This window comes from Paraburkholderia sp. (genome assembly GCF_047605525.1).
In the GTDB taxonomy this organism is placed as follows: Bacteria; Pseudomonadota; Gammaproteobacteria; order Burkholderiales; family Burkholderiaceae; genus Paraburkholderia.
This window is the reverse complement of record NZ_JASGFN010000045.1, coordinates 1-21,596: the sequence shown is the minus strand read 5'-3', so window position 1 is coordinate 21,596 and position 21,596 is coordinate 1. Positions and strand designations below refer to the sequence as shown.

General features: G+C 66.0%; 16 protein-coding genes. 4 read left to right on the top strand and 12 right to left on the bottom strand.

From position 1 onward, the window contains the following. Positions 1-31: 31 nt before the first annotated feature. A complete protein-coding gene (locus tag QM685_RS35475) occupies positions 32-1,051 on the bottom strand; it encodes a beta-propeller fold lactonase family protein (RefSeq protein WP_415123966.1) in 1,020 nt (339 codons plus the stop codon). Positions 1,052-1,180: 129 nt separating this feature from the next. After that, positions 1,181-1,312 carry a hypothetical protein gene (locus QM685_RS35470; protein WP_415123964.1) on the bottom strand — a complete coding sequence of 44 codons (132 nt, stop codon included), beginning with the start codon at positions 1,310-1,312 and terminating at the stop codon, positions 1,181-1,183. 388 nt (positions 1,313-1,700) lie between these two features. On the opposite strand from QM685_RS35470, the gene QM685_RS35465 reads away from it, so the two are divergent. Continuing rightward, positions 1,701-4,298: a YadA family autotransporter adhesin gene (locus QM685_RS35465; protein ID WP_415123984.1), complete on the top strand. Its 2,598-nt coding sequence runs from the start codon at positions 1,701-1,703 to the stop codon at positions 4,296-4,298. 113 nt (positions 4,299-4,411) lie between these two features. Here the strand turns inward: QM685_RS35465 and hrpA are convergent, their stop codons facing one another. Next, positions 4,412-8,665, bottom strand: coding sequence for an ATP-dependent RNA helicase HrpA (hrpA, locus tag QM685_RS35460; RefSeq protein WP_415123962.1), 4,254 nt, complete (start codon positions 8,663-8,665; stop codon positions 4,412-4,414). A gap of 23 nt (positions 8,666-8,688) precedes the next feature. Between hrpA and argA the strand changes: the two genes are divergently transcribed. From argA to proP, 3 genes are all read left to right on the top strand, one after another. Beyond that, complete coding sequence (gene argA / locus QM685_RS35455) at positions 8,689-10,077, top strand: amino-acid N-acetyltransferase (RefSeq protein WP_415123960.1); 1,389 nt, start codon at positions 8,689-8,691, stop codon at positions 10,075-10,077. A gap of 75 nt (positions 10,078-10,152) precedes the next feature. Next, positions 10,153-10,425, top strand: coding sequence for an oxidative damage protection protein (locus QM685_RS35450; protein WP_026228676.1), 273 nt, complete (start codon positions 10,153-10,155; stop codon positions 10,423-10,425). A 749-nt stretch (positions 10,426-11,174) separates the two neighbouring features. After that, entirely contained in the window at positions 11,175-12,641 is a 1,467-nt protein-coding gene (gene proP, locus QM685_RS35445; RefSeq protein WP_415123958.1) for a glycine betaine/L-proline transporter ProP, read from the top strand. A 143-nt stretch (positions 12,642-12,784) separates the two neighbouring features. Here the strand turns inward: proP and QM685_RS35440 are convergent, their stop codons facing one another. From QM685_RS35440 to QM685_RS35400, 9 genes are all read right to left on the bottom strand, one after another. Next, positions 12,785-13,273, bottom strand: a complete 489-nt coding sequence (locus QM685_RS35440; protein WP_415123956.1) for a metallophosphoesterase family protein — start codon at positions 13,271-13,273, stop codon at positions 12,785-12,787. Between the two features lie 99 nt (positions 13,274-13,372). Beyond that, on the bottom strand, positions 13,373-13,948 hold the full coding sequence (locus tag QM685_RS35435) for a TMEM175 family protein (RefSeq protein ID WP_415123954.1): 576 nt from the start codon (positions 13,946-13,948) through the stop codon (positions 13,373-13,375). Between the two features lie 75 nt (positions 13,949-14,023). Further along, positions 14,024-14,452 (bottom strand): cupin domain-containing protein, encoded by a 429-nt coding sequence (locus QM685_RS35430; protein WP_415123952.1) that lies wholly within the window; start codon positions 14,450-14,452, stop codon positions 14,024-14,026. Between the two features lie 28 nt (positions 14,453-14,480). Further along, positions 14,481-15,878 carry an FAD-containing oxidoreductase gene (locus QM685_RS35425; RefSeq protein ID WP_415123950.1) on the bottom strand — a complete coding sequence of 466 codons (1,398 nt, stop codon included), beginning with the start codon at positions 15,876-15,878 and terminating at the stop codon, positions 14,481-14,483. A gap of 95 nt (positions 15,879-15,973) precedes the next feature. After that, the gene (locus QM685_RS35420; protein WP_415123948.1) at positions 15,974-16,162 is read right to left on the bottom strand and encodes a hypothetical protein; all 189 of its coding nucleotides are present in this window, start codon (positions 16,160-16,162) and stop codon (positions 15,974-15,976) included. A 174-nt stretch (positions 16,163-16,336) separates the two neighbouring features. Beyond that, entirely contained in the window at positions 16,337-18,655 is a 2,319-nt protein-coding gene (locus QM685_RS35415) for a putative bifunctional diguanylate cyclase/phosphodiesterase (protein ID WP_415123946.1), read from the bottom strand. Positions 18,656-18,879: 224 nt separating this feature from the next. Continuing rightward, complete coding sequence (locus QM685_RS35410; RefSeq protein ID WP_415123944.1) at positions 18,880-19,656, bottom strand: SH3 domain-containing protein; 777 nt, start codon at positions 19,654-19,656, stop codon at positions 18,880-18,882. 305 nt (positions 19,657-19,961) lie between these two features. Beyond that, complete coding sequence (locus QM685_RS35405; protein WP_415123942.1) at positions 19,962-20,267, bottom strand: ArsR family transcriptional regulator; 306 nt, start codon at positions 20,265-20,267, stop codon at positions 19,962-19,964. Positions 20,268-20,404: 137 nt separating this feature from the next. Beyond that, positions 20,405-21,596, bottom strand: a 1,192-nt coding sequence (locus QM685_RS35400; protein ID WP_415123940.1) for a PLP-dependent aminotransferase family protein, incomplete at its 5' end; no start/stop codon positions are given.

Here is a 21,596-nt window from a genome sequence, read left to right as displayed (position 1 = left end):
GTTTGCCGCCCAACGGGGCCCTCGGACATCTTCAGGCCCCGTTGGGCGCCGTGACCGGTGCGCGGTTGAAGAAATAAATGCCGTGCGGCGAGCGGCCCACCGCGATGGTCTGGATCAGCTTGCGCGTATTCAGGTCGATGATACCGACGTGCTTCGCGAAGCGGAACGTAACCCACAGATAGCGCTTGTCGGCGGAAAGTTCCATGTCGTCCGGCCCCGGCATCAGGCCGGTGATGTCGCCGACATTGGTGAGCGTGTCTTCGTCGAGGATGCTGATCGTGCTCGCCACCCGATTCGACACCGCCACGTGGCGGCCGTCCGCGAGCGAGCGGAAGTTGTGCGCGCCCTTGCCCGTGTGGATCGTCTTGACGACCTTCTGGTTGCGCCAGTCGACCACCGCGACGCAATCCTCGCCGGTCATCCCGACGAGCAGATACTTCTCGCCCGGCGTCATCCACAGGCCCGCCGGCACCTTGCCGACTTTCATCTTCCACTTCACGGTTTGCGTGGGCAGGTCGATCGCCGCGAGCTCACCCGAAACCTGCAGCGTGACGAATACCGTTTTGCTGTCGTTCGTGAACGCCATATGGCTCGGCATGACCGCGAGCGGCAGGCGCGAGGCGAGCGTCATCTGGTTTTTCTGGCTGTCGTAGTGATAGATGTCGAGGCGGTCGAGCCGCAGACCGGTCGTGACGAGCCATTTGTGGTCCGGCGAGAAGCCGATTTGATACGGGTCCTCGATGTTCTCGACCCAGCGCTGCACCTTGCCCGACTTCGGATCGACGAACATCAGGTTGTTCGATACCGAATTGGCAACGATCAGCGATGAATTGTCCGGCGTGACCATCAGATGGTGCGGTTCCTTCCCGGTGGGAACGGTGCCGACGACCTGGCGGGTGTTCTCGTCGATCAGGCTCAGCGTGGCTTCGCCGGAATTGAGCACGATCACGTTATTGGCGTGAGCCGCCGGAGAAAAAAAGCCCGCGGCGGCGACCAGCGCCGCGCTCGCGGCGAACGTGGCTGTCAAGCCGGGAAGAAAAAATTTACGCATGAAAACTCGCTTCGGAGAACAGCCATCATTGTAGAACGTTTGCCAGGCCGAGCGGTTGACGCAAGTCACCGCGCGGCGCCCGGAAAACGGAGGGCGGGATGCGTGACGGTGGTCGGCCAGCGACTCGCCTCAGTGGCTGCGGCGCGCTTCCGGATGCGGCATCAAGATTAATAAATCCATCAAAAAAACAACCGCAACCCGCTTACCTTTAAAGTCGGCCAAATTGCTATTGGCGACAATAGGAATACTCCGGTTTTCCATCTATAAAATCCGCCTTTATTCAGATAGCCTGGTTTTTATGCATTTAAGAATTCGCTGATATCCAAACCGGTCGGCGAGACCAGACACTGTTCTCTCTCGTGCCAGCACTCGCGCTGGCGCTTTCCACAATGTTTATTTCATGGGCTCAAGCGCAATGCCGGCGCTTGGGCGCGCCCTCACGCGCAACCGGAAAAACCGACAGGGAGCCATGTCTTTTTCTATCCATGTTTTTGCGATTTGCCGGGGCGTTTGCCGGATCGATAACACCTGGCCAATTAGCCAGATCGATTCATCTGGTCGATTGCTGCTTTATCGCGCGCCATGCGCCAACCCAATGGTGTCAACCCAATAAGGAGGAGGTTCCGAATTGACGAACAAAAATATTCCAATGATCTGGTACACGGCATCCCAACTGGAGCCGGCGCTGCCACCGGCGGCCAGCCTGACGGAACACGCTGCCGGGCCGCGCAGCAAAGCCATCGCGCGGGCGGTACGGCACACACTGAGTGCCGCGGTAGCCGTGGCGGCACTTCAGGCCACGCACGCGGCGGCGGCAGGCGTCGGTTCAGTCGAACTGGGCGCGGCCAATGCGTCGGGCAATGGCTCGGTTGCAATCGGCGAGCAGGCCACTGCAAGCGGCGACGCGTCGCTCGCCGCCGGCTTGCAGGCCAATGCGCAAAGCGAGGGTGCGACCGCGCTGGGGCCGGGTGCCGATGCGCAGGGCGAAGGCTCGCTTGCCGTCGGCCGGAGCGCGAGCGCGCAAGGCGCCGGCGCGAGCGCAATAGGTCTGAACGCGAATGCGCTGGCACAACGCGCGAGTGCGGTGGGTCTGAACGCTACGGCGCTCGGCATTGACTCCATCGCGGCGGGCTCGGGTTCATTGGCGGCCGATGCGGCCGCGGCGGCGTTCGGCTCGCTGGCAACCGCCAGCGCCGTCGGTTCGACCGCGCTCGGCTACAGCGCGCAAGCCCATGGTGCCAGCTCGCTTGCCAGCGGCGCATGGGCTTCGGCAACGGCGGACCGGGCTATCGCGCTCGGCAGCAACGCTACCGTCAGCGGCGCGGGAGGCATTGCGCTCGGCGTCACCGCGAAGACAGCTGGAATCGATGCAAGCGCACTCGGCTTCGGCTCGGCGGCAACAGGCGCCAACACCGTCGCGCTCGGCTCCCGCGCGAATGCCAGCGCCGAGAACAGCGTTGCGCTCGGCGTGGATTCGAGTACCACCGCTGATCTGTCACAAAGCGCCTTTGCGCCCGCGGGAACCGGCGCGACGCTGGTCGCAGCGCCCGTCCCTATCGGTGAAGTCTCGCTCGGTTCGGCAAACAACGAACGCCGCCTGACCAATGTCGCCGCAGGCGCGGCACCCACTGACGCGGTCAACGTCAGCCAGTTGCGCGCGGTCGACGGCAAGGTCGACGCAATTGCCCAAAGCAGCGCCCAGCATTACTTCAAAGCCGACGGCCCCGCCGACGGTTCCGACGACGCCGTCGCGAACGGCGCGCATGCGCTGGCGGCAGGCAGCAATTCGAGCGCGACCGGCGCCAACGCAACGGCATTCGGAGCGAGTTCCAACGCGAACGGAACCGGCTCGACCGCGCTCGGCGCGAACGCGGCAGCGAACGCGATGAACGCGACGTCGATCGGCGCATCCGCCACGGCGTCCGGCGAGGACGCAACAGCGCTCGGCGCATCCGCCATGGCAAGCGGCGACGGTGCCATCGCGCTCGGCTACGGCGCGAACGCTGCCGCGCGCAACGCGCTTTCACTTGGCTATAACGCGAGTGCGCTGGCCATCGACTCCGTCGCGCTCGGCCCCGGCTCCATTGCCGATCGCGCGGGCACCGTCTCGGTCGGCTCCGTTGGCAACGAGCGCCAGATCACTAACGTAGCGGCTGGAGCAGCCGATACCGACGCGGTGAACGTCGCGCAACTGAAAGCGGTGGGCGACCAAAGCGCGGCGACGGCCGCAAAACTCGATGCAGCGGTCATGTACGACACCCATTCCGACGGCAGCGTCGACCGGAACAGCGTTACGCTCGGCGGCGGTGCGGCGGGCGGCACCGTCCTTCACAACGTCGCGAACGGCGTGGACGCGACCGATGCGGTCAATGTCGCGCAATTGCAGGCAGTGAGCGACCAGAGCGCGACAACAGCCGCGAAGCTCGACGCAGCGGTCATGTACGACACCCACGCGGACGGCAGCATTGACCGAAGCGGTGTCACGCTCGGCGGCGACACAACGACCGGCACCGTCCTTCACAACGTCGCGAATGGCGTGGAAGCGACCGATGCGGTCAACCTCGGTCAACTGACCGCGGCGCTCGACGGTGCGATCAGTAACGCGGTGGTCAACTCGACCAGCCCGTTTTTCAGCGCGGACGCCGACCGTGATAGCGAAGGCGCGGTGTCATCGGGCCCACATGCGGTCGCGGCCGGAGCGAATGCCCAGGCCACCGGCGCAAACGCAACAGCCATCGGCGCGAACGCGGTAGCCAGCGGCAACAATGCCACCGCGCTGGGCGCCGCCGCGAACGCGGGCGCCGATAATTCGGTGGCGCTGGGTCAAGGCTCGGTGGCGGACCGGGCGAACACCATATCAGTCGGATCCACCAGTCAGGAACGCCAGATCACCCACGTCGCAGCCGGGGTGCAAGGCACCGACGCGGTCAACGTCAATCAGTTGCGGCAAAGCGTGAGCGGCGCGGTCGAGCAGGCAAACCGCTATACGGACGACCAGATCCGCTCGGCGCGCCGCGACGGGTACGGCGGCACGGCAACCGCACTGGCCATGGCGGGCTTGCCGCAAGCGGTCCTGCCGGGACGCGGAATGGTCGCGATGGCCGGCGGCATGTACGGTGGCCAGTCAGCGCTGGCCCTTGGCGTGTCGCAGTTGTCGGACACGGGCAAGTGGGTCTACAAGGTTCAGGGCAGCGCCGATTCGCGTGGTCGGTTCGGTGCATCAGTCGGCGCGGGGATGCATTGGTAGGCGAATCCGCGGGACCGAGGGAACCGGGTCCGACCGCGGTTGAACGCTGCGATGGCCTGCCATGGTCATCGCAGCCGCGCACCGCCCCGCGCTCACAGGCACTCCGGCGGTGCTTACCGCTGCATCGACTCCCACACCTTGTACAGACGCTTTACCGAGACCGGCATCGGCGTGCGCAGCTCCTGAGCAAACAGCGAGATTCGCAATTCTTCGAGCAACCAGCGGAATTCCGCGAGGCGCGGGTCCACCACACCGCCGCGTTGCGATACCGCGCGCTGATAGTGCTGCAGCAGCGGCTGGAATTCGGCGAATTGCCGTGCATCGCGCGTAGAGTCCGCCCGCAGCTTGTCGATACGCAGCGCCATCCCTTTCAGATAACGCGGGAAGTGCGCGAGCTGCGTATAAGGTGTGTCAACGACGAAGCGCTTGCCGATCAGCGCATCGAGTTGATTCTGCAAATCGGCGTAAGCGGCCGCGAATGGCTTCGCCTGTACGAGCTTCTTCGTCAAGCTCGCATACTCGCTGAGAATCTGCCCGACCAGTCGCGAGATTTCCTGCGCGAGGAGCGTAAGGCGGCTGCGCCCTTCGTCGCGCCGCGTGTGAAAGCTCGCGTCATCGTCGGGCAGCGGGTCCTGCAGACACGCGCGGTCGAGCGCGGTGTCGATCAATTGATCGCGCAGTTCCTCCTGGGTACCGCGCGGCATGAATTGCATCGCCATTTCGCGCAGGCCCGGCAGATTCTTTTCCAGGTACCTGATCGGTTCCTTCAACTGCAGCGCGAAGAGCCGGCGCAAACCCGCGCGATGAATCCGCGCGGCTTCTTCCGGCGAATCGAATACTTCCACGTCGCAATGCGTGCCACGATCCACCAACGCCGGATAACCGAACAGCGTCTGACCGCCGCGGCGAATTTCGAGCAGCTCGGGCAGCTTGCCGAAATTCCACGTGGTCAGTTTTTCATAGAGCGCCGTGCCCGCCGCGCCATCCTGCGGCGTGGTCCGCGGACCGGATGTCATCGGTCCCTTGCCGCGCGGCGCGCCGCTCGTGCCCGGAGCCGCGGTTTGCACAGGCGCCGCGACACCGCCGCCGCCCGCATCGGCCAGCGCCGCGCCGGCCGCGCTCGACACGATCTTCTGGAAATGCTGCTGCGCCTGGCCGCCGAGTTCGGCGCGCAGTTGCGACAGATTGCGCCCCATCGCGAGCTGCCGGCCGTGCTCGTCGATAACCTTGAAGTTCATGAACAGATGCGCGGGCAGTGTCTCGAGCTTGAAGTCGGACTGCTTCATCGCGATCTGGGTCTGCTCGCGCACATCGGCAATCAGCGCCTCGAGCAGGCCGCCCGCGCCGAAGCGCTGCGCGCCGTGCCGATCGGCGAAACCAGCCGCGTATTCAGGCAGCGGCACGCAATGACGCCGCAGCTTCTGCGGCAACGACTTCAGCAGCAGTTGCGTCTTCTCCTTCAGCATGCCGGGCACGAGCCATTCGCAGCGGCGCGCGTCGACCTGGTTCAGCGCATACAACGGCACCGCGAGCGTCACGCCGTCGCGCGGCGTGCCCGGCTCGAAGTGATAGGTGAGCATCATCTCGATGCCCGCCATCGTCAGGCGCTTCGGGAACAGATCGGTTGTGACGCCGGCCGCCTCGTGCCGCATCAGATCGTCGCGCGACAGATACAGCAGCCGCAGCCTGTCTTCCGCCTGGCCGCTCTTTTTCACCTCATCGCGATACCAGCGCTCGAACGACGCACCGGTGTAGATGCCGTCCGGCACCGCCTGATCGTAGAACGCGAAGATCAACTCGTCGTCGACGAGCACGTCCTGGCGGCGCGACTTGTGCTCGAGCTGCTCGATATCGGCGAGCAGCTTGCGGTTGTGCGCGAAAAACGCGAGCTTCGTGTCGAACTCGCCTTCGACGAGCGCGCCGCGAATGAACAGCTCGCGCGCCCGCGCCGGGTCCTGCTTGCCGAACGCGACACGCCGCCGGTGATAGATCGGCAGGCCGTACAGCATTGCGCGCTCGAACGCAGATACCTGCGCCGCGCGCTTTTCCCAATGCGGCTCGGAGAGCGACTTCTTCAACAGATGCGCGCCGACCTTCTCGACCCACTCCGGCTCGATCTTCGCGATACAGCGCGCGTACAGGCGGCTCGTCTCGACGAGCTCGGCGGCCATCACCCATTTAGCCGCCTTTTTCACGAGCGCCGAGCCGGGCCACAGATAGAACCTGATGCCGCGCGCGCCCAGGTAGTAGGGCTCGTCGTCGGCTTTCAGACCGAGATTGCCGAGCAGACCGGTGAGCAGCGCGAGGTGGATTTGCTCGAATGTCGCTTCGGCTTCGTTCACGCGCCAGCCGTGCTCACGCACGACCGTCAGCAGTTGCGAGTGGACATCGCGCCATTCGCGCAGCCGCAGTTGCGAGAGGAAATTCTTGCGGCACTCGTCCTGCAACTGGCGGTTCGATTTCTTGTGAGCGATCGCTTCCTCGAACCAGTTCCAGATTTTCAGCCACTGCAGAAATTCGGAACGATCGTCGGCGAAGCGGCGATGCGCCTGGTCGGCCTGCTCCTGCGCTTCGATCGGCCGGTCGCGCGGATCCTGCACGGACAGCGCACTCGCGATGATCAGCACTTCCTTCAGCGCCTGCTGGTCGCGCGCGGCCAGAATCATGCGCCCGACGCGCGGATCGAGCGGGAGGCGCCCGAGTTCGCGGCCGAGCGGCGTGAGACGGTTGTCGTCGTCGACGGCACCGAGCTCGTTGAGCAACTGGTAGCCGTCGGAAATCGCGCGGCCCGGCGGCGGCTCGATGAACGGGAAGGTTTCGATCGCCGTCAGATGCAGCGACTTCATGCGCAGAATCACCGACGCGAGCGACGAGCGCAGAATCTCCGGATCGGTGAAACGGGCGCGTCCCTGGAAATCGCTTTCCTCGTACAGGCGGATGCACACGCCGTCGGCGACACGGCCGCAGCGCCCCGCCCGCTGGTTCGCGGCGGCCTGCGAAATCGACTCGACCTGCAACTGTTCGACCTTGTTGCGATACGAGTAGCGCTTGACACGCGCGAGCCCGGTGTCGACCACGTAGCGGATGCCGGGCACTGTCAGCGAAGTTTCAGCAACGTTGGTCGCAAGCACGATGCGGCGCGCATTCGACGAGCGGAACACGCGCTCCTGCTCAGCGGCCGACAACCGCGCGAACAGCGGCAGAATTTCCGTATGCGGCGGATGATGCTTGCGCAACGCCTCGGCGGCATCGCGAATCTCGCGCTCGCCGGGCAGAAACACCAGCACGTCGCCGGGACCTTCGCGGCACAGTTCGTCGACCGCATCGACGATCGCCTCCATCAGATCGCGATCGGCCTCACGCTGGGTCTTCGGGCGCTCGCGGCCAGACGGCGCAGCCGACGTGCCCTGCGCCGCCTTCACGGCCGGGCTGTCCTCGACGACCGGCCGGTAGCGCACCTCGACCGGATACAGCCGCCCGCTCACCTCGATCACCGGCGCGGGCTTGTCATCGCTGCCGAAGTGGCGCGCGAAGCGGTCGGCGTCGATCGTCGCCGACGTCACGATCAGCTTCAGATCAGGGCGCTTGACGAGAATTTCCTTCAGATAGCCGAGCAGGAAGTCGATGTTCAGGCTGCGCTCGTGCGCCTCGTCGACGATCAGCGTGTCGTACGCCTTGAGCAGCGGATCGGTCTGCGTTTCGGCAAGCAGGATGCCGTCGGTCATCAGCTTGACCGACGCGCCCGGCGCGAGGTTGTCGTTAAAGCGCACCTTATAGCCGACCACTTCGCCGAACGGCGTGCCGAGTTCCTCGGCGATACGGCGCCCGGTCGCCGATGCCGCGATCCGGCGCGGCTGCGTATGGCCGATCAGACCGGTGCCGCCAGCGCCGAGGCCACGGCCGAGCGCGAGGCAGATTTTCGGCAACTGCGTGGTCTTGCCCGAGCCGGTCTCGCCCGACACGATCACGACCTGGTTTTCGGCAATCGCCCGAGCGATCTCTTCACGACGGCCGGAAACGGGCAGCGCTTCGGGGAAGATGATCGGCGGAATCGGGTTTGGCTCGACGACGCGCGACGGACGCGGTTCGCGCGGGGCGCGGGGTTGCTTGCGGGATTCGCCAGGTTGCGCGTCGCGCGCGGCGTGACGTTGTTCGCCGTAGGGTGTAGCACGCTGCTCACGACCTTCGCCCTCGCCCTCCGACGCCACTTTCCGCGCAGACGCGCCCGCCACATGACGCGCCTCGCGCGCCGCTCCAGGCTTCACATCCTGCGCGGCGCGGTGCGTCGCGTCGCCGGGGTTCGTCTGATCGGCGCCCGGCGCCGGTTTCTCGTTCGCCGTGGCGGGACTTTTGGGTACATTCGACATGGGGGCGCATTATAATCCCCGGCATGAATTCCCAAACCGACCTCGTCCCCGCGCCCGCGAGCGTTCCGGCCCCCGCCGGCTCGACGGAAACCCCCGCCCTGCACGCGCAATTCGTCGACTGGATGCGTTCAGTCGCCCCTTATATCCACGCATTCCGCAACAAGACGTTTGTCGTCGGTTTCGGCGGTGAAGTGGTGCATGAGGGGCTGCTGAATGCACTCGTATCCGACATCGCGCTCCTGCAGGCAATGGGCATCCAGATCGTGCTCGTGCACGGCTCGCGCCCGCAGGTCGAGGAGCAGATGAGCCTGCACGGCGTCGAATCGGAGTTCTCGCACGGCATGCGCATCACCAATGCGCGCGCGCTCGAGTCGGCGAAGGAAGCGGCCGGCGAAGTGCGTCTCGACATCGAAGCCGCGATCAGCCAGGGCTTGCCGAACACGCCGATGGCGCACGCGCACATCAGCGTGGTGTCGGGCAACTTCGTGACGGCGCGCCCGGTCGGCATTCTGGACGGCGTCGACTTCCAGCACACGGGCCTCGTGCGCAAGATCGACGCGGATTCGATCCGTCATTCGCTCGCGAGCCGCAAGCTGGTGCTGCTGTCGCCGCTCGGCTTCTCGCCGACCGGCGAGGCATTCAATCTGTCGATGGAAGATGTCGCGTCGGCTGCGGCAATCGCGCTGCGCGCCGACAAGATCGTGTTCCTGACCGAAACACCGGGCCTGATGGAATCCGGCGAGAGCGACCCCGCCCTGATCCGCGAGCTGTCGCTCGACGACGCGTACAAGTTGCACGAAAGCGGCGAAGTCACCGGCGACACGGCGTTTTATCTGAAACATTCGATCCGCGCCTGTCGCGGCGGCGTGCCGCGCGCGCACATCATCCCGTACGCGCTCGACGGCAGCCTGCTGCTCGAGTTGTTCCTGCACGACGGCGTCGGCACGATGATCTCGTACGAGAATCTGGAAAGCCTGCGCGAAGCGACGCCGGACGACGTCGGCGGCATTCTCGCGCTGATCGAGCCGCTCGAGGCGGACGGCACGCTGGTGCGGCGCGGCCGTCACCAGATCGAGCGCGATATCGACCATTTCTCGGTGATCGAGCACGACGGCGTGCTGTTCGGCTGCGCGGCGCTCTATCCGTATTCGCAGGAGCGCATCGGCGAAATGGCCTGCCTGACGGTCGCGCCCGAAGCGCAAGGCACCGGCGACGGCGAACGCCTGCTCAAGCGCATCGAGCAGCGCGCGCGGGCGCGTGGCCTGACGCGCATTTTCGTGCTCACCACGCGCACCGAACACTGGTTCCTCAAGCGTGGCTTCGTCAAGGCCACGGTCGACGATCTGCCCGAAGACCGCCGCCGGCTCTATAACTGGCAGCGCAAATCGCTCGTGCTGATGAAACAGCTTTGAGCGGCCCACTGCCCGGCCCCATCCGATCCGAACAGGCGTCCGCCCGCCCTACACCGATTACAGGAGAAGCACAGCATGACTCGTATGGTTCAATGCGCGAAGCTCGGCAAGGAAGCCGAAGGCCTCGATTTCCCGCCGCTGCCGGGCGAACTCGGCAAGCGGATCTACGAATCCATCTCGAAGGAAGCCTGGCAGGCCTGGTTGAAGCAGCAGACCATGCTGATCAATGAAAATCGTCTGAACATGGCCGATCCGCGCGCGCGCCAGTATCTGATGAAGCAGACCGAAAAGTTCTTCTTCGGCGAAGGCGCGGATACCGCGTCGGGCTACGTGCCGCCGTCGGCCTGAACCGGCTGAACCGCCTGAGCCCCCGTTTGTGCTCAGGGAAGACGCACGGCGCCACCCGCGCCGGCACAAAAAATCCGCGCCGCGAGCGCGGATTTTTTTCGCCCGGATTCCACCGGATTCCCGGCAGCGTCTCACGCCGGTTTTCGTCCGAACGGTGAGCTGAAAATGTTCTAAGCGGTCCGTTTTCGAGATGGGTTCGACCCCGCCGAATCCCCCGCCCAGCAGGGGATCGAGACCGTTCCCGCGGATTACATTCCAAGCCGGTTTGCACGATCCTCGGTCATCGTGCTATCATGTGCGACGTTTCAACAGCTATTTACCTTCATTCGCGTTCTTTTCAAGCTGGCTTACCCTGCGTGCGCCATCCTGAATCGAACTGTTTTTAAACAAGAAGGCTCGTCGGTCGTTTCCCCGCGTAAGCGGAAAATTCAAGATCGGCCTTTTTCGTTTCAAGCCTTCCAGCGGCACTTGGGCCAACTGTGAGTCAACCTCCAGCTACCCCAGCGTCCTTCATGCATCTGCCCCCCTTCCACGGCCACGCAGATGCAACAGTCAGCACAATCTAGACGAGTGTTTTTTCGCGACATGGTCGCGAGGCACGGGCGTTCTGTTTTTCCTTGCGCCCCTCTTCCGCCGCCGGGTCAACCGCGCCGCGGATACCCCGCCTTGCCCTCGCTCGCGAAATCGCACTTCCAGCAACCGTGGCGGAACGCATCACGAGTTTCGTCGCAGTCATTGGAGTTTTAACCTTGACCGCTTCCAGCAACGGCTTCTGGCGACACGACAAAGAAGAACAACGCCTGTCCCTCGACGACATCACGGTCGTCGACAACTCTCTTCTCAAACGTGCGGTCGGCGCAATGGCGCTCGGCAATGCGATGGAATGGTTCGATTTCGGCGTGTACAGCTACATCGCCGTCACGCTCGGCAAAGTGTTCTTCCCGTCGTCGAGTCCGTCCGCGCAACTGATCGCAACCTTCGGCACGTTTGCCGCGGCGTTTCTCGTGCGGCCGATCGGCGGCATGGTGTTCGGGCCGCTCGGCGACCGCATCGGCCGCCAGCGCGTGCTGGCCATGACGATGATCATGATGGCGCTCGGCACCTTTGCGATCGGTCTGATTCCGGACTACGCGACGATCGGCATTCTCGCGCCGGTGTTGCTGCTGGTCGCGCGTCTCGTGCAGGGCTTCTCGACCGGCGGCGAGTACGGCGGCGCCGCGACCTTCATCGCCGAATTCTCGACCGACAAGCGCCGCGGCTTCATGGGCAGCTTCCTCGAGTTCGGCACGCTGATCGGCTATGTGCTCGGCGCGGGCACGGTCGCGCTGCTGACCGCGATGCTGTCGACCGACGCGCTGCTCTCCTGGGGCTGGCGCGTGCCGTTCCTGATCGCCGGTCCGCTCGGTCTCGTGGGTCTCTACATCCGCATGAAGCTCGAGGAAACGCCCGCGTTCAAGAAGCAGGCCGAAGAGCGCGAAGCCGAGGACCGCGCAGTGCCCCGGCAGTCGTTCCGCCAGTTGCTCGCGCAACAATGGAAGCCGCTGCTGCTGTGCGTCGGCCTCGTGCTGATCTTCAACGTGACCGACTACATGGCGCTGTCGTATCTGCCGAGCTATCTGTCGGCGACGCTGCACTTCAACGAAACGCACGGCCTCTTCCTCGTGCTGCTCGTGATGATCCTGATGATGCCGATGACGCTCGCCGCCGGCCGTCTGTCCGACACGGTCGGCCGCAAGCCGGTGATGCTGCTCGGCTGCGTGGGTCTGTTCGTGCTGTCGATTCCGGCGCTGCTCCTGATCCGCATGGGCACGGTGCTGCCGGTGTTCGGCGGGCTGATGATTCTCGGCGTGCTGCTGTCGTGCTTCACCGGTGTGATGCCGTCGGCGCTGCCGGCGCTGTTCCCGACCCGGATCCGCTACGGCGCGCTCGCGATCGGCTTCAACGTTTCGGTGTCGCTGTTCGGCGGCACGACGCCGCTCGTGACCGCGTGGCTCGTCGACCGGACCGGCAATCTGATGATGCCCGCGTATTACCTGATGGGCGCGTCGCTGATCGGCATTGCGTCGGTGCTCGCGCTGCGCGAGACCGCGCGCAAGCCGCTGCTCGGTTCGGGCCCGTGCGTCGCGACCCGTGCCGAGGCGCATGCGGTGCTGCGCGGCGAGCGCGAGGCCGAGGAGATGGATGAGCGCTACGCGGCGGCAACGGCGCGCGCGTGATGGCGCGCTGGGCCGCGGTCGGCTAAAGATGCGGCCGGGTCGCGCGGGCCCAGGGTTCGCGGCGAACTCGCAAGCAACGGCAGCACCCCTCCCACCGTTCGTCAAAACGGGCCGGCGAACTCCGCCGGCCCGTTTTTTTCATCTCACGTCAGCAACGCATCAAAACTCGCGCTCACCCGCGCCCCGTCGACCACCAGACGGCCCGCGCAAACCGGCAGCTTGAACCGCCGCGGCCCCGCGCTGCCCGGATTGACGAACAGCACACCATCGCGTTCGCTGACCGACGGCTTGTGCGAATGGCCGCTCACCACGACGCCGATGCCTTCATCGCGCGGCTCGCAACCGAGGTCGGCAATATCGTGCACGACGAGAATCGTCACCTGCTGAACGGTAAGCCTCGCGTGTGTCGGCAGCGACGCGGCCCAATCGCCGATGTCGTTGTTGCCGCGCACGGCCGTGACCGGCGCGATCCGCGCGAGCGCATCGAGCACGTCCGGCTGGCAGATATCGCCCGCGTGAATGATCGCGTCGCAGCCGTCGAGATACCGCAGCGCTTCGGGACGCACGAGGTTGTGCGTGTCGGAGATGAGGCCGATGCGGGCCGCGGGCAAAGGTGATAAGCGTGAAGTCATGTCATCCGGATTCGATCTCGGGCCACTGAAACCTTACCCCACCCGCGGCGCGCGCGCCGCGAACGTCAGCACGGCGGGAAAAAGGCACCAGCAGCATGCTCAGGCTTCCAGCACGTGCTCGATGCGCCGGTCCGGCACGAACCACCACGCGGCGGCGAGCGCGTAGAGCGTGGCCGACACCCACGGCGCGACGAACGCGAGCCCGATGCCGACCAGATAGATGACGACGGAGACCTTGCCCTTGAAGTCGTTGCCGACCGCTCTGGCGAGCGTCGAATCCCGGCCATGCTCACGGATCAGCGCATGGATCAGGATGAAATACGCGATCGCCGCCATGAACAGCACGACGCCGTACATCGCGGTCGGCCAGGCGGCCAGATGATTTTCGCCGGCCCAGTGCGTGACGGCCGGCAGCAGCGACAGCCAGAACAGCAGATGCAGATTGGCCCACAGCACCCTGCCGTTGACCTTCTGCACCGCATGAAACATGTGATGGTGATTGTTCCAGTAGATGCCGACATAGATAAAGCTCAGCACGTACGCGCAGAACACCGGCACCACCGGACGCAGCGCCGCGAGATCGTGGCCTTCGGGCACCTTCAGCTCGAGCACCATGATCGTGATGATGATGGCGATTACGCCATCGCTGAAGGCTTCGACGCGTCCCTTGCCCATGCGGGTGTCCCGGTGATGAATGCGGTTGGGCGCACAGCCCGCCCGCGCGTTGCGCACGGGCCGCACCGCTGCCGATTATCGGCGATACCGCGACGCTTTGTCGATGCGCGCGAGCGGGCCATCGGAGTAATACACCGCGAGCCACACGCTCGGCTCCGTATCGCTCGTCCATGCAACGCGATGCCGGCAATGCGCTTCGATCAGCAGATGGTCGCCGGGCTTCATCGGATACGGCTCGGCCTTGCCCTCGAATTCGAGCACTGCCGCGCCGCTCAGCAGCACCACCCATTCGGCGCGCGAGCTGTCGTACCAGAAGCCGGGCGGGCTCGCCTGCCCGGTCGAAACGATTCGCTCGATCGTCACGCCGCCCTGCTCGACGAACGTGTCGACGTGCTCGCCGGACGCCGATGCCGCTTTCACCGCTTTCACCGCCTCCGCTGACGACGTCGCGACGGGCGCAAACAGATTGCCGCTCACACAGGAAGGTTTCATCGATCGTGTCATATGCAGGTTGCTCCGCCGCGCATGCCGCTTACTCCATCGGCTCGAGCCCGTCGAGCAGCGTCGGCACGAGTTCGCTGATCGTCGGATGCACGTGCATCGCGTATTGCAAGGTCGGATACGGCGCGGCCGCGGTCATGATGTCGATAAACGTATGGATCGCCTCGTCGCCTTCGATGCCGTGGATCGCCGCGCCGAGAATCTGCTTGCTCTTCGCATCGGCGAGCACCTTCATGAAGCCGTCGGTCTCGCCGCGCTCGCGCGCGCGGCCCACGCGCGACATCGGCATCGTCGCGATCAGCGCGGCGCGCCCGCTCTCGCGCACCTGCGCCTCCGACATGCCGGCGCGCGCGAGCGGTGGATCGACGAACACCGCGTACGCGACGATCCGCGTGTCGACGCTGCGCGCGCCGCCGTCGAGCAGATTGGCCGCGACGATCTGGTAGTCGTCATAGGACGTATGCGTGAACGCGCCGCGGCCGTTGACGTCGCCGATCGCCCACACGCCCGGCACGCTGGTGCGCAACTGGCCGTCGACGACGATCATCCCGTGCCGGTCGGTCTCGATGCCGGCGGCGTCGAGACCGAGGTCGTCGGTATTCGGCTTGCGGCCGGTCGCGAATAGCAGGTGCGACGCCTCCATCGCCGGAATGTTCTGCTCGAAGCCGATGCATACGTCGTTCGCGCGATGCGGATGCGGCTCGACCCGCGTCGGCTGCACGCCGAAATGAAACTCGACGCCGTCGCGCGCGAGCGCCTTCGTCACCGACTCCGAGAAATCCGCATCCTCGCGATTGAGCACGCGCTCGCCGCGCACCAGCACGCTCACGCGGCTGCCGAAGCGGCGAAACACCTGGGCGAATTCGAGCGCGATATAACTGCCGCCGACGATCACCAGATGACCCGGCAATTCCGTCAGTTCGAGCAGTGTGGAATTCGTGTAGTACGGAATCCGCTGGATCCCTTCGAGCGGCGGCACGACTGCGCGCGTGCCGGCGTTGATGAAGATTTCGCCGGCGCTGAGTTCCTCCAGCAACTGGCCGTCGAGCCCGGTTACAGCGAGCGTATGCGGGCTGGTGAAACGCGCATGGCCATTGAAGACCGTGAGGTTTTCCGTGCCGCGCAGCCATTCTTCGACGCCGCTGCGCGACTGTCCGATGATCCGGTCCTTGCGCGCCTTGACCGCCGCGAGATCGACGGTAATCAAGCCCACCTGCACGCCGAGCTCGGCCGCATGGCGCACCACGTGCGCCGCGCGGGCGCTCGCCACACACGACTTGGTCGGCGTGCAGCCAACGTTGACGCAGGTGCCGCCGAAGTCCCCGCGCTCGATCACCGCGGTTTGACGGCCGCTTTGGGCGAGGCGCACGGCGAGCGGTGAACCGCCTTGCCCGGTGCCGATCACGACTGCGTCGAAGTGCTGTGGCATCGCAGTTCTCCCGACTGGGTGCAGGTCGTAGCATCTTACGCTTTGTACCGCGCGGCCCGGTCCGGATAACTAGCGGGCTTTTCGCCCGATACGTCTTATTCGTGACAATGCACCGCGCAGATCAGCTCGCGCGAGCGTTGCAGCGCGGCCTGCGCGCCGCGGGTAGCGAAGACCCAGCCGATCTGGCCGAGATTGAAATCCTGCGACACCATCACCTGCATGAGCGCGACCATCGGCAGCACGACCGACGGCCGGTAAAGCTGGTTTCTGATCAACTCCGACATGACGACTCCCATCCGCGCGGCGCCGCTTCGGCACCCCACCAGTTACGTTTCGATGGAAGCATTCTAGGGAGCGCGCCGCCACGGATAAATGTCGACAACGCGAAGTCACTTGTTCGGCAATCTGAACAATCAATCGTGTCGGGGCCGGCGCCGCACGGCGGGCCGGCCTCGTGCTCAGAACGCCTTCGCCATCCCGATCATCTGCGCGTCATGGAGGCTGCGCGCATACGCGCTCGCGCCGACCGGCCGGCTGTACAGATAGCCCTGCTGCTTGTCGCAATCGATCGCGCGCAGAAACGCCGCCTGCTCGGCGGTCTCGACGCCCTCCGCGGTGACGTTCATGCCGAGCGAATGCGCCATCGCGACGACCGCCTGCGTGATCGCGATCGAATCGCGATGATCGGGCAGCCCGGCGACGAACGAACGGTCGATCTTCAGGTTATGCAGCGGAAAGCGCTTCAGATACGACAGCGACGAATAGCCGGTGCCGAAATCGTCGACCGAAATGCGCACGCCCATCGCGCTCAGCGCGCTCAGGATCGGACGCACGGTATCGCTGTCGCTCATCAGCAGACGCTCGGTGATCTCGAGCTCGAGCGCGACCGGCTCGAGTCCGGACTGCGCGAGGCAGCGCTCGATGCGCTCGAGTAGGTTGTCGTTGAACTGCCGCGGCGACAGGTTCACCGCGACGATCAGATGCGGCGCGAGCGTGCGCCGCCATTGCGCGACCTGCTCGCAGGCGCGCTCGAGCACCCAGTCGCCGATTTCGACGATCAGCCCGGCGTCCTCGGCGACCGGGATGAATTCGCCCGGCGACACGTTGCCGAGCTCGCCGTTGTACCAGCGCAGCAGCGCCTCGGCGCCGATCGTGCGACCGTTCTGGCTATCGACGATCGGCTGGTACACGAGGCTCAGCTCGTCGCTGGCGAGCGCGCGCCGCAGCGACTGCTCGATCGTGAAGCGGCGCTGCAGATGCTGGTTCAGCTCGGCGGTGAAGAACTGGAAGTTGTTACGGCCACGCTGCTTCGCGTGATACATCGCCGAGTCGGCGTTGCGCATCAGCGTCGCGACGTCCAGGCCGTCTTCGGGAAAGAGGCTGATGCCGATCGACGCGCCCAGGTAGTACTCGTTGCCCGCGACCGCGAACGGCACCGCGATCATATCGAGGATGCGGTGCGCGAGACCGATCAGCTCGGCGGTTTGCTGGTACGCGCTCACGACGATCACGAACTCGTCGCCGCCGACGCGCGCGAGCGTGTCGTTGCGGCCGACGCAGGCCGACAGCCGTTCGGCGACGCTGCACAGCAACGCGTCGCCGGCTTCGTGGCCGGCGGTGTCGTTGACCTTCTTGAAGCCGTCGAGATCGACGAACAGCACGGCGACGCTCGCGAGCCCGTCCGTGCCGTTCTCCATGTCGCGCGGCTCGAACAGGTCGCGCATCCGTTCGGTCAGATAGGCGCGGTTGTAGAGGCCCGTGAGCGAGTCGCGCGTGGCCAGATACTTCAACTGGCGCTGCGCCTCGCGTACCGGGCCGATGTCGGAAAACGAAATCAGCACCGAGTCCGGCTCGGTCTCGCCGGGCCGCATGATCGGCACGACGTTCTCGGTGATCCACACGATGTCGCCGCCGACCAGCTCGATGCCCATCGTCACGCCGAGCACCGGCCTGGCGGTCGCGAGGACCTGCGCGGTGGGACGGTCGGCGATTTCGATGAACGAGCCGTCTTCGCTGAACGCGCGCGTGATCACGGAATGGATGTTGCAGCCGACGATCTGCGGCGTCACGCGCAGCATGCGCTGCGCGCTCGGATTGCAGGCGAGCACCACGCCGGAGCGCGACTGCACGACGATGCCCTCGCTCAGATGATCGACGACGAGCCGGTGGCGCTCCTCGCTGCGCGCGAGGCGCTGCGCCATCGCGTCCTGGTGGACCGCGAGGCCGACGCTGCTGCCGATGTCGCGCAGCAGCGCTTCTTCCTCGGGGGTGGGACGGCGGTTCGTGCGGTAATAGACGGCGAACGCGCCGAGCACGGTGCCGGCGTCGTTCTCGAACGGCACGGACCAGCACGCGCGCAGGCCGTGCGGCAACGCGAGATGCCGGTAGTTCTCCCACAGCGGATCGGTTTCGATATCGTCGACGATCACGAGACGCCGCTCGTACATCGCGGTACCGCACGAGCCCATGCGCGGACCGATCTCGGCGCCGCCGATCGACGCGCTGAACACGGGCGGCAGCGACGGCGCGCCGCCGACGCGTACGTGCCGGCCGTCGGGGTCGAGCAGCAGGATCGAGCAGCACGCGCCTTCGCCGAGCAGCGCCTCGGCGCGCCGGCACACCTCGGCGAGCAGCTCCGGCAGCGGCGTATTGCGGGTAATCAGCCGCAATACGCCACGCTCCGACGCGAGCACCTCCTCGGCCCGCTCCGGCCGGTAGCGGGCACCTTCCGGCGTAGTCCCCGCCGTCGTGCCACGTGATGTCGCTTCGCAACTCATATATCCGCCCCCCACCCCAACATCGGCAAGCTAGTGTACGCGGCGCACCGGGGTTTACGCTCACCCGGCGCAAAATATCTCAAATAATGGCACGCGGTCGAAGCACGAGCGGCGCGCACGACATCGGTGAACGCCGTCCGGCACCGGCTGGCCCGTCTTCGCGTACCGCCGCCTGGATAGCGCCGCGACCCGTCCGCCGCGGCGGGTCCTGCGTATCGATTGTCTCAGTTGCTGCCGCCGCCACCTGGCGGCCGGGGTCCGCCACCTTGCTGACCGCCGCCGCCCGGCGGACGACCGCCCCCGCCCCCTTGCGGACCGCCGGGAGGACGACCACCCGTATTACCCGATGACGGTCCACCTGGTGGGCGGCCACCTGCATGACCTGGAGGTGGCCCACCTGGCGGACGGCCGCCCGCATTGCCCGATGGCGGTCCGCCCGGCGGCCGGCCACCCGTATGTCCCGGTGGCGGCCCACCCGGCGGGCGGCCACCCCCATGTCCCGGTGGCGGTCCACCCGGCGGCCGTCCCCCCGGATTGCCCGGCGGCGGCCGCCAGCCCGGCGGCGGATGCCCCGCCCCCGGTCGCGGCGGCGGAGGCGGCGGATGGTGCGACCAGCGTGACTGCTGGTTGTACCAGGGCCGGCCACGATAATAGTTGCCCCAGTAATCGGTGATCGAAAACGCGATGATCGGCAGGCCGATCGTCGCGCCGTAGCTCAGCGGCACGTTGCCGCCCTGATACGGCGAGCTAAGGAGCGATGCATACACCCAGCCGCGCAGATTCGGCGCGGCGACGTCGCACCACTGGTAGTTGCCGAGGCAGCCCATCACCGTCACGGGGACGCCAGCCGGCAATTGCGTGACGATCGGATAATCGGATGCGGGGCCCGCGCGCACGTTGACCCGGCTCGTCGTATACGCCTGCGACTGCGCGCTAGCCAAGGCGGGCAGCGCCAACAGGCCGGCTGCCAGGTAAAGACCCACCATGCGTTGTTGTTTCATTCTTTCTCCTGTTTCGACGGCCGCGTTCGACCGGTTGGCCGCTGTCCCACTTCTTCGCTGTCCCACTTCTTATATATACACGCTGCGCCTGTTATATGACGACCACCCGAGCGACGCGCGGCCCCGGGCCGGCCGACGGGAATGATCCACGGCGCCCGCGGCGTCCGGTGCCAGACGCCCGACGACACCTTGGGGCCACTGTACTGGAAAGGGCGGCGGCGAGTCATCCCCGCCGTGCGTTTGCCGCCGGTAGCACGCGTATCGACGCAAAAACCGCCTCGCCCCAACACATTCGAAATCTTCGTTCAGTGCAGGCTCGGCGGCGCCCCTGCGTCATCCTCGGTGGCGCCGCCGTCGCCGAACAGGTCCGCGCAGAGTCGCGCGCCGAGTTCGGTAAGGCCCGCGGCACCAGTGCCGTCGTCGTTGAAAGCCGTGTGCGCGAGGCCGCCGCCGGAGAGCGCCGTCAACTGACGCCGCAAGCTGCTCATCGGCACCTCCGCCTGCTTCGACAGCTTCGCGAGCGACCACGCGCGGCCCGGCGTTTCGCGGTGCGCGCGCCATAGCTGCGCGAGTATCGCGGCAAGCTGCGGGTCGATATCGTCGTCATCCATGCGTGTCTCCTTCGTTGGGGCGTGTCATTCGCGGTTGCCGCGTCGTTCGGTTTGCGATTGTGTCATCCACGGCCGGCTGGTTCGCAACCGCGCCACTCCCGGCCCCCTTCCGGCCATCCCTTCCCGCCGTCCACCGCTCACGCCATTCCCGCTGCCAGGTCCCCCAGCGTCTTCAACGCAGCCTCCGCTTGCGCGGTCCACGGATAGCTGTAATTGAGCCGGATGAAGTGGCGAAAAGCGTCGCGTGTCGAAAACATCGTCCCCGGCCCCACCGTGATGCCGCGCGCGAGCGCGGCCTGATAGAGCCGCATCGAATCGACCCGTGCCGGCAGTTCCACCCACAGCACGTAGCCGCCCCGCGGCGTCGACACGCGCGTGCCCACCGGAAAGAAACGCAGCACGAGTGCCGTCATGATGCTCGCCTGCTGCCGGTACACCTTGCGCAGGTGCCGCAGATGACGGTCGTAGCCATCCTGGCGCAGATAATCGGCGACCGCGACCTGCGGCACCGACGGCGTCGTCAACGTGTTCAGGAACTTCAGCTTCTCGACCTGCGCGCGGTAGCGCCCCGGCAGCGCCCAGCCGATCCGGTACGACGCGCTCAGGCTTTTCGAAAACGACGCGCAGTGCAGCACCAGCCCTTTGGTGTCGAAGGTCTTCAGCGTCGACGGCCGCATGTCGCCGAAATAGAGCTCCTGGTACACGTCGTTCTCGATCGCGGGGATCTCGTGCGCGGCGAGCAGTTCGACCAGTTGCCGCTTGCGCTCGTCGGGCATGCGAAAACCGAGCGGATTCTGGAAGTTCGGCATCACCATGCAGGCGGCGATCTTCTGCCGCCCGATTACCCTTGCGAGCGCATCGATGTCGATGCCGTCGACCGGATGCGTCGCCACCTCGATCGCGCGCATGCCGAGCCGCTCGATCGCATGCAGCATCGCGTAATAAGTGGGCGATTCGACGGCGACCGTGTCGCCCGGCTTCGCGACCGCCTGCAGGCTCAGATTGATCGCCTCGGTCGCGCCGAGCGTGATGACGATCTCGCCCGGATCGACGGGCAGACCGTTTTCCGCGTAACGCCGCGCGATCTGCCGGATCAGCTCGGGATTGCCCGGCGGCAGATCGTCGATCAGGCTCCAGCTCGCATGACGGCGCGCGATCGCGTTCGCGTACTGGTTGATGCGCCGCCACGGGAACAGCGACGGATCGGGATACGGCGAGCCGAACGGCACGGCGTCGTGCGCGCGGATGCTGCGCAGCGTCGACAGCACGAGCCGGCTCACGCCGACCGTCGCGGGCACCGGCGGCGGTGGCGCGGACTGGCGGCCGGCG

What these genes read in the sequence shown, in the direction of transcription:
- QM685_RS35470 (WP_415123964.1), bottom strand. Translation starts at nt 1,312, where the DNA reads ATGGAAAACCGGAGTATTCCTATTGTCGCCAATAGCAATTTGGCCGAC.
- QM685_RS35450 (WP_026228676.1), top strand. Translation starts at nt 10,153, where the DNA reads ATGACTCGTATGGTTCAATGCGCGAAGCTCGGCAAGGAAGCCGAAGGC.
- QM685_RS35425 (WP_415123950.1), bottom strand. Translation starts at nt 15,878, where the DNA reads ATGCCACAGCACTTCGACGCAGTCGTGATCGGCACCGGGCAAGGCGGT.
- QM685_RS35405 (WP_415123942.1), bottom strand. Translation starts at nt 20,267, where the DNA reads ATGGATGACGACGATATCGACCCGCAGCTTGCCGCGATACTCGCGCAG.
- QM685_RS35430 (WP_415123952.1), bottom strand. Translation starts at nt 14,452, where the DNA reads ATGACACGATCGATGAAACCTTCCTGTGTGAGCGGCAATCTGTTTGCG.
- QM685_RS35435 (WP_415123954.1), bottom strand. Translation starts at nt 13,948, where the DNA reads ATGGGCAAGGGACGCGTCGAAGCCTTCAGCGATGGCGTAATCGCCATC.
- QM685_RS35415 (WP_415123946.1), bottom strand. Translation starts at nt 18,655, where the DNA reads ATGAGTTGCGAAGCGACATCACGTGGCACGACGGCGGGGACTACGCCG.
- QM685_RS35420 (WP_415123948.1), bottom strand. Translation starts at nt 16,162, where the DNA reads ATGTCGGAGTTGATCAGAAACCAGCTTTACCGGCCGTCGGTCGTGCTG.
- hrpA (WP_415123962.1), bottom strand. Translation starts at nt 8,665, where the DNA reads ATGTCGAATGTACCCAAAAGTCCCGCCACGGCGAACGAGAAACCGGCG.
- QM685_RS35465 (WP_415123984.1), top strand. Translation starts at nt 1,701, where the DNA reads ATGATCTGGTACACGGCATCCCAACTGGAGCCGGCGCTGCCACCGGCG.
- QM685_RS35410 (WP_415123944.1), bottom strand. Translation starts at nt 19,656, where the DNA reads ATGAAACAACAACGCATGGTGGGTCTTTACCTGGCAGCCGGCCTGTTG.
- QM685_RS35475 (WP_415123966.1), bottom strand. Translation starts at nt 1,051, where the DNA reads ATGCGTAAATTTTTTCTTCCCGGCTTGACAGCCACGTTCGCCGCGAGC.
- argA (WP_415123960.1), top strand. Translation starts at nt 8,689, where the DNA reads ATGAATTCCCAAACCGACCTCGTCCCCGCGCCCGCGAGCGTTCCGGCC.
- QM685_RS35440 (WP_415123956.1), bottom strand. Translation starts at nt 13,273, where the DNA reads ATGACTTCACGCTTATCACCTTTGCCCGCGGCCCGCATCGGCCTCATC.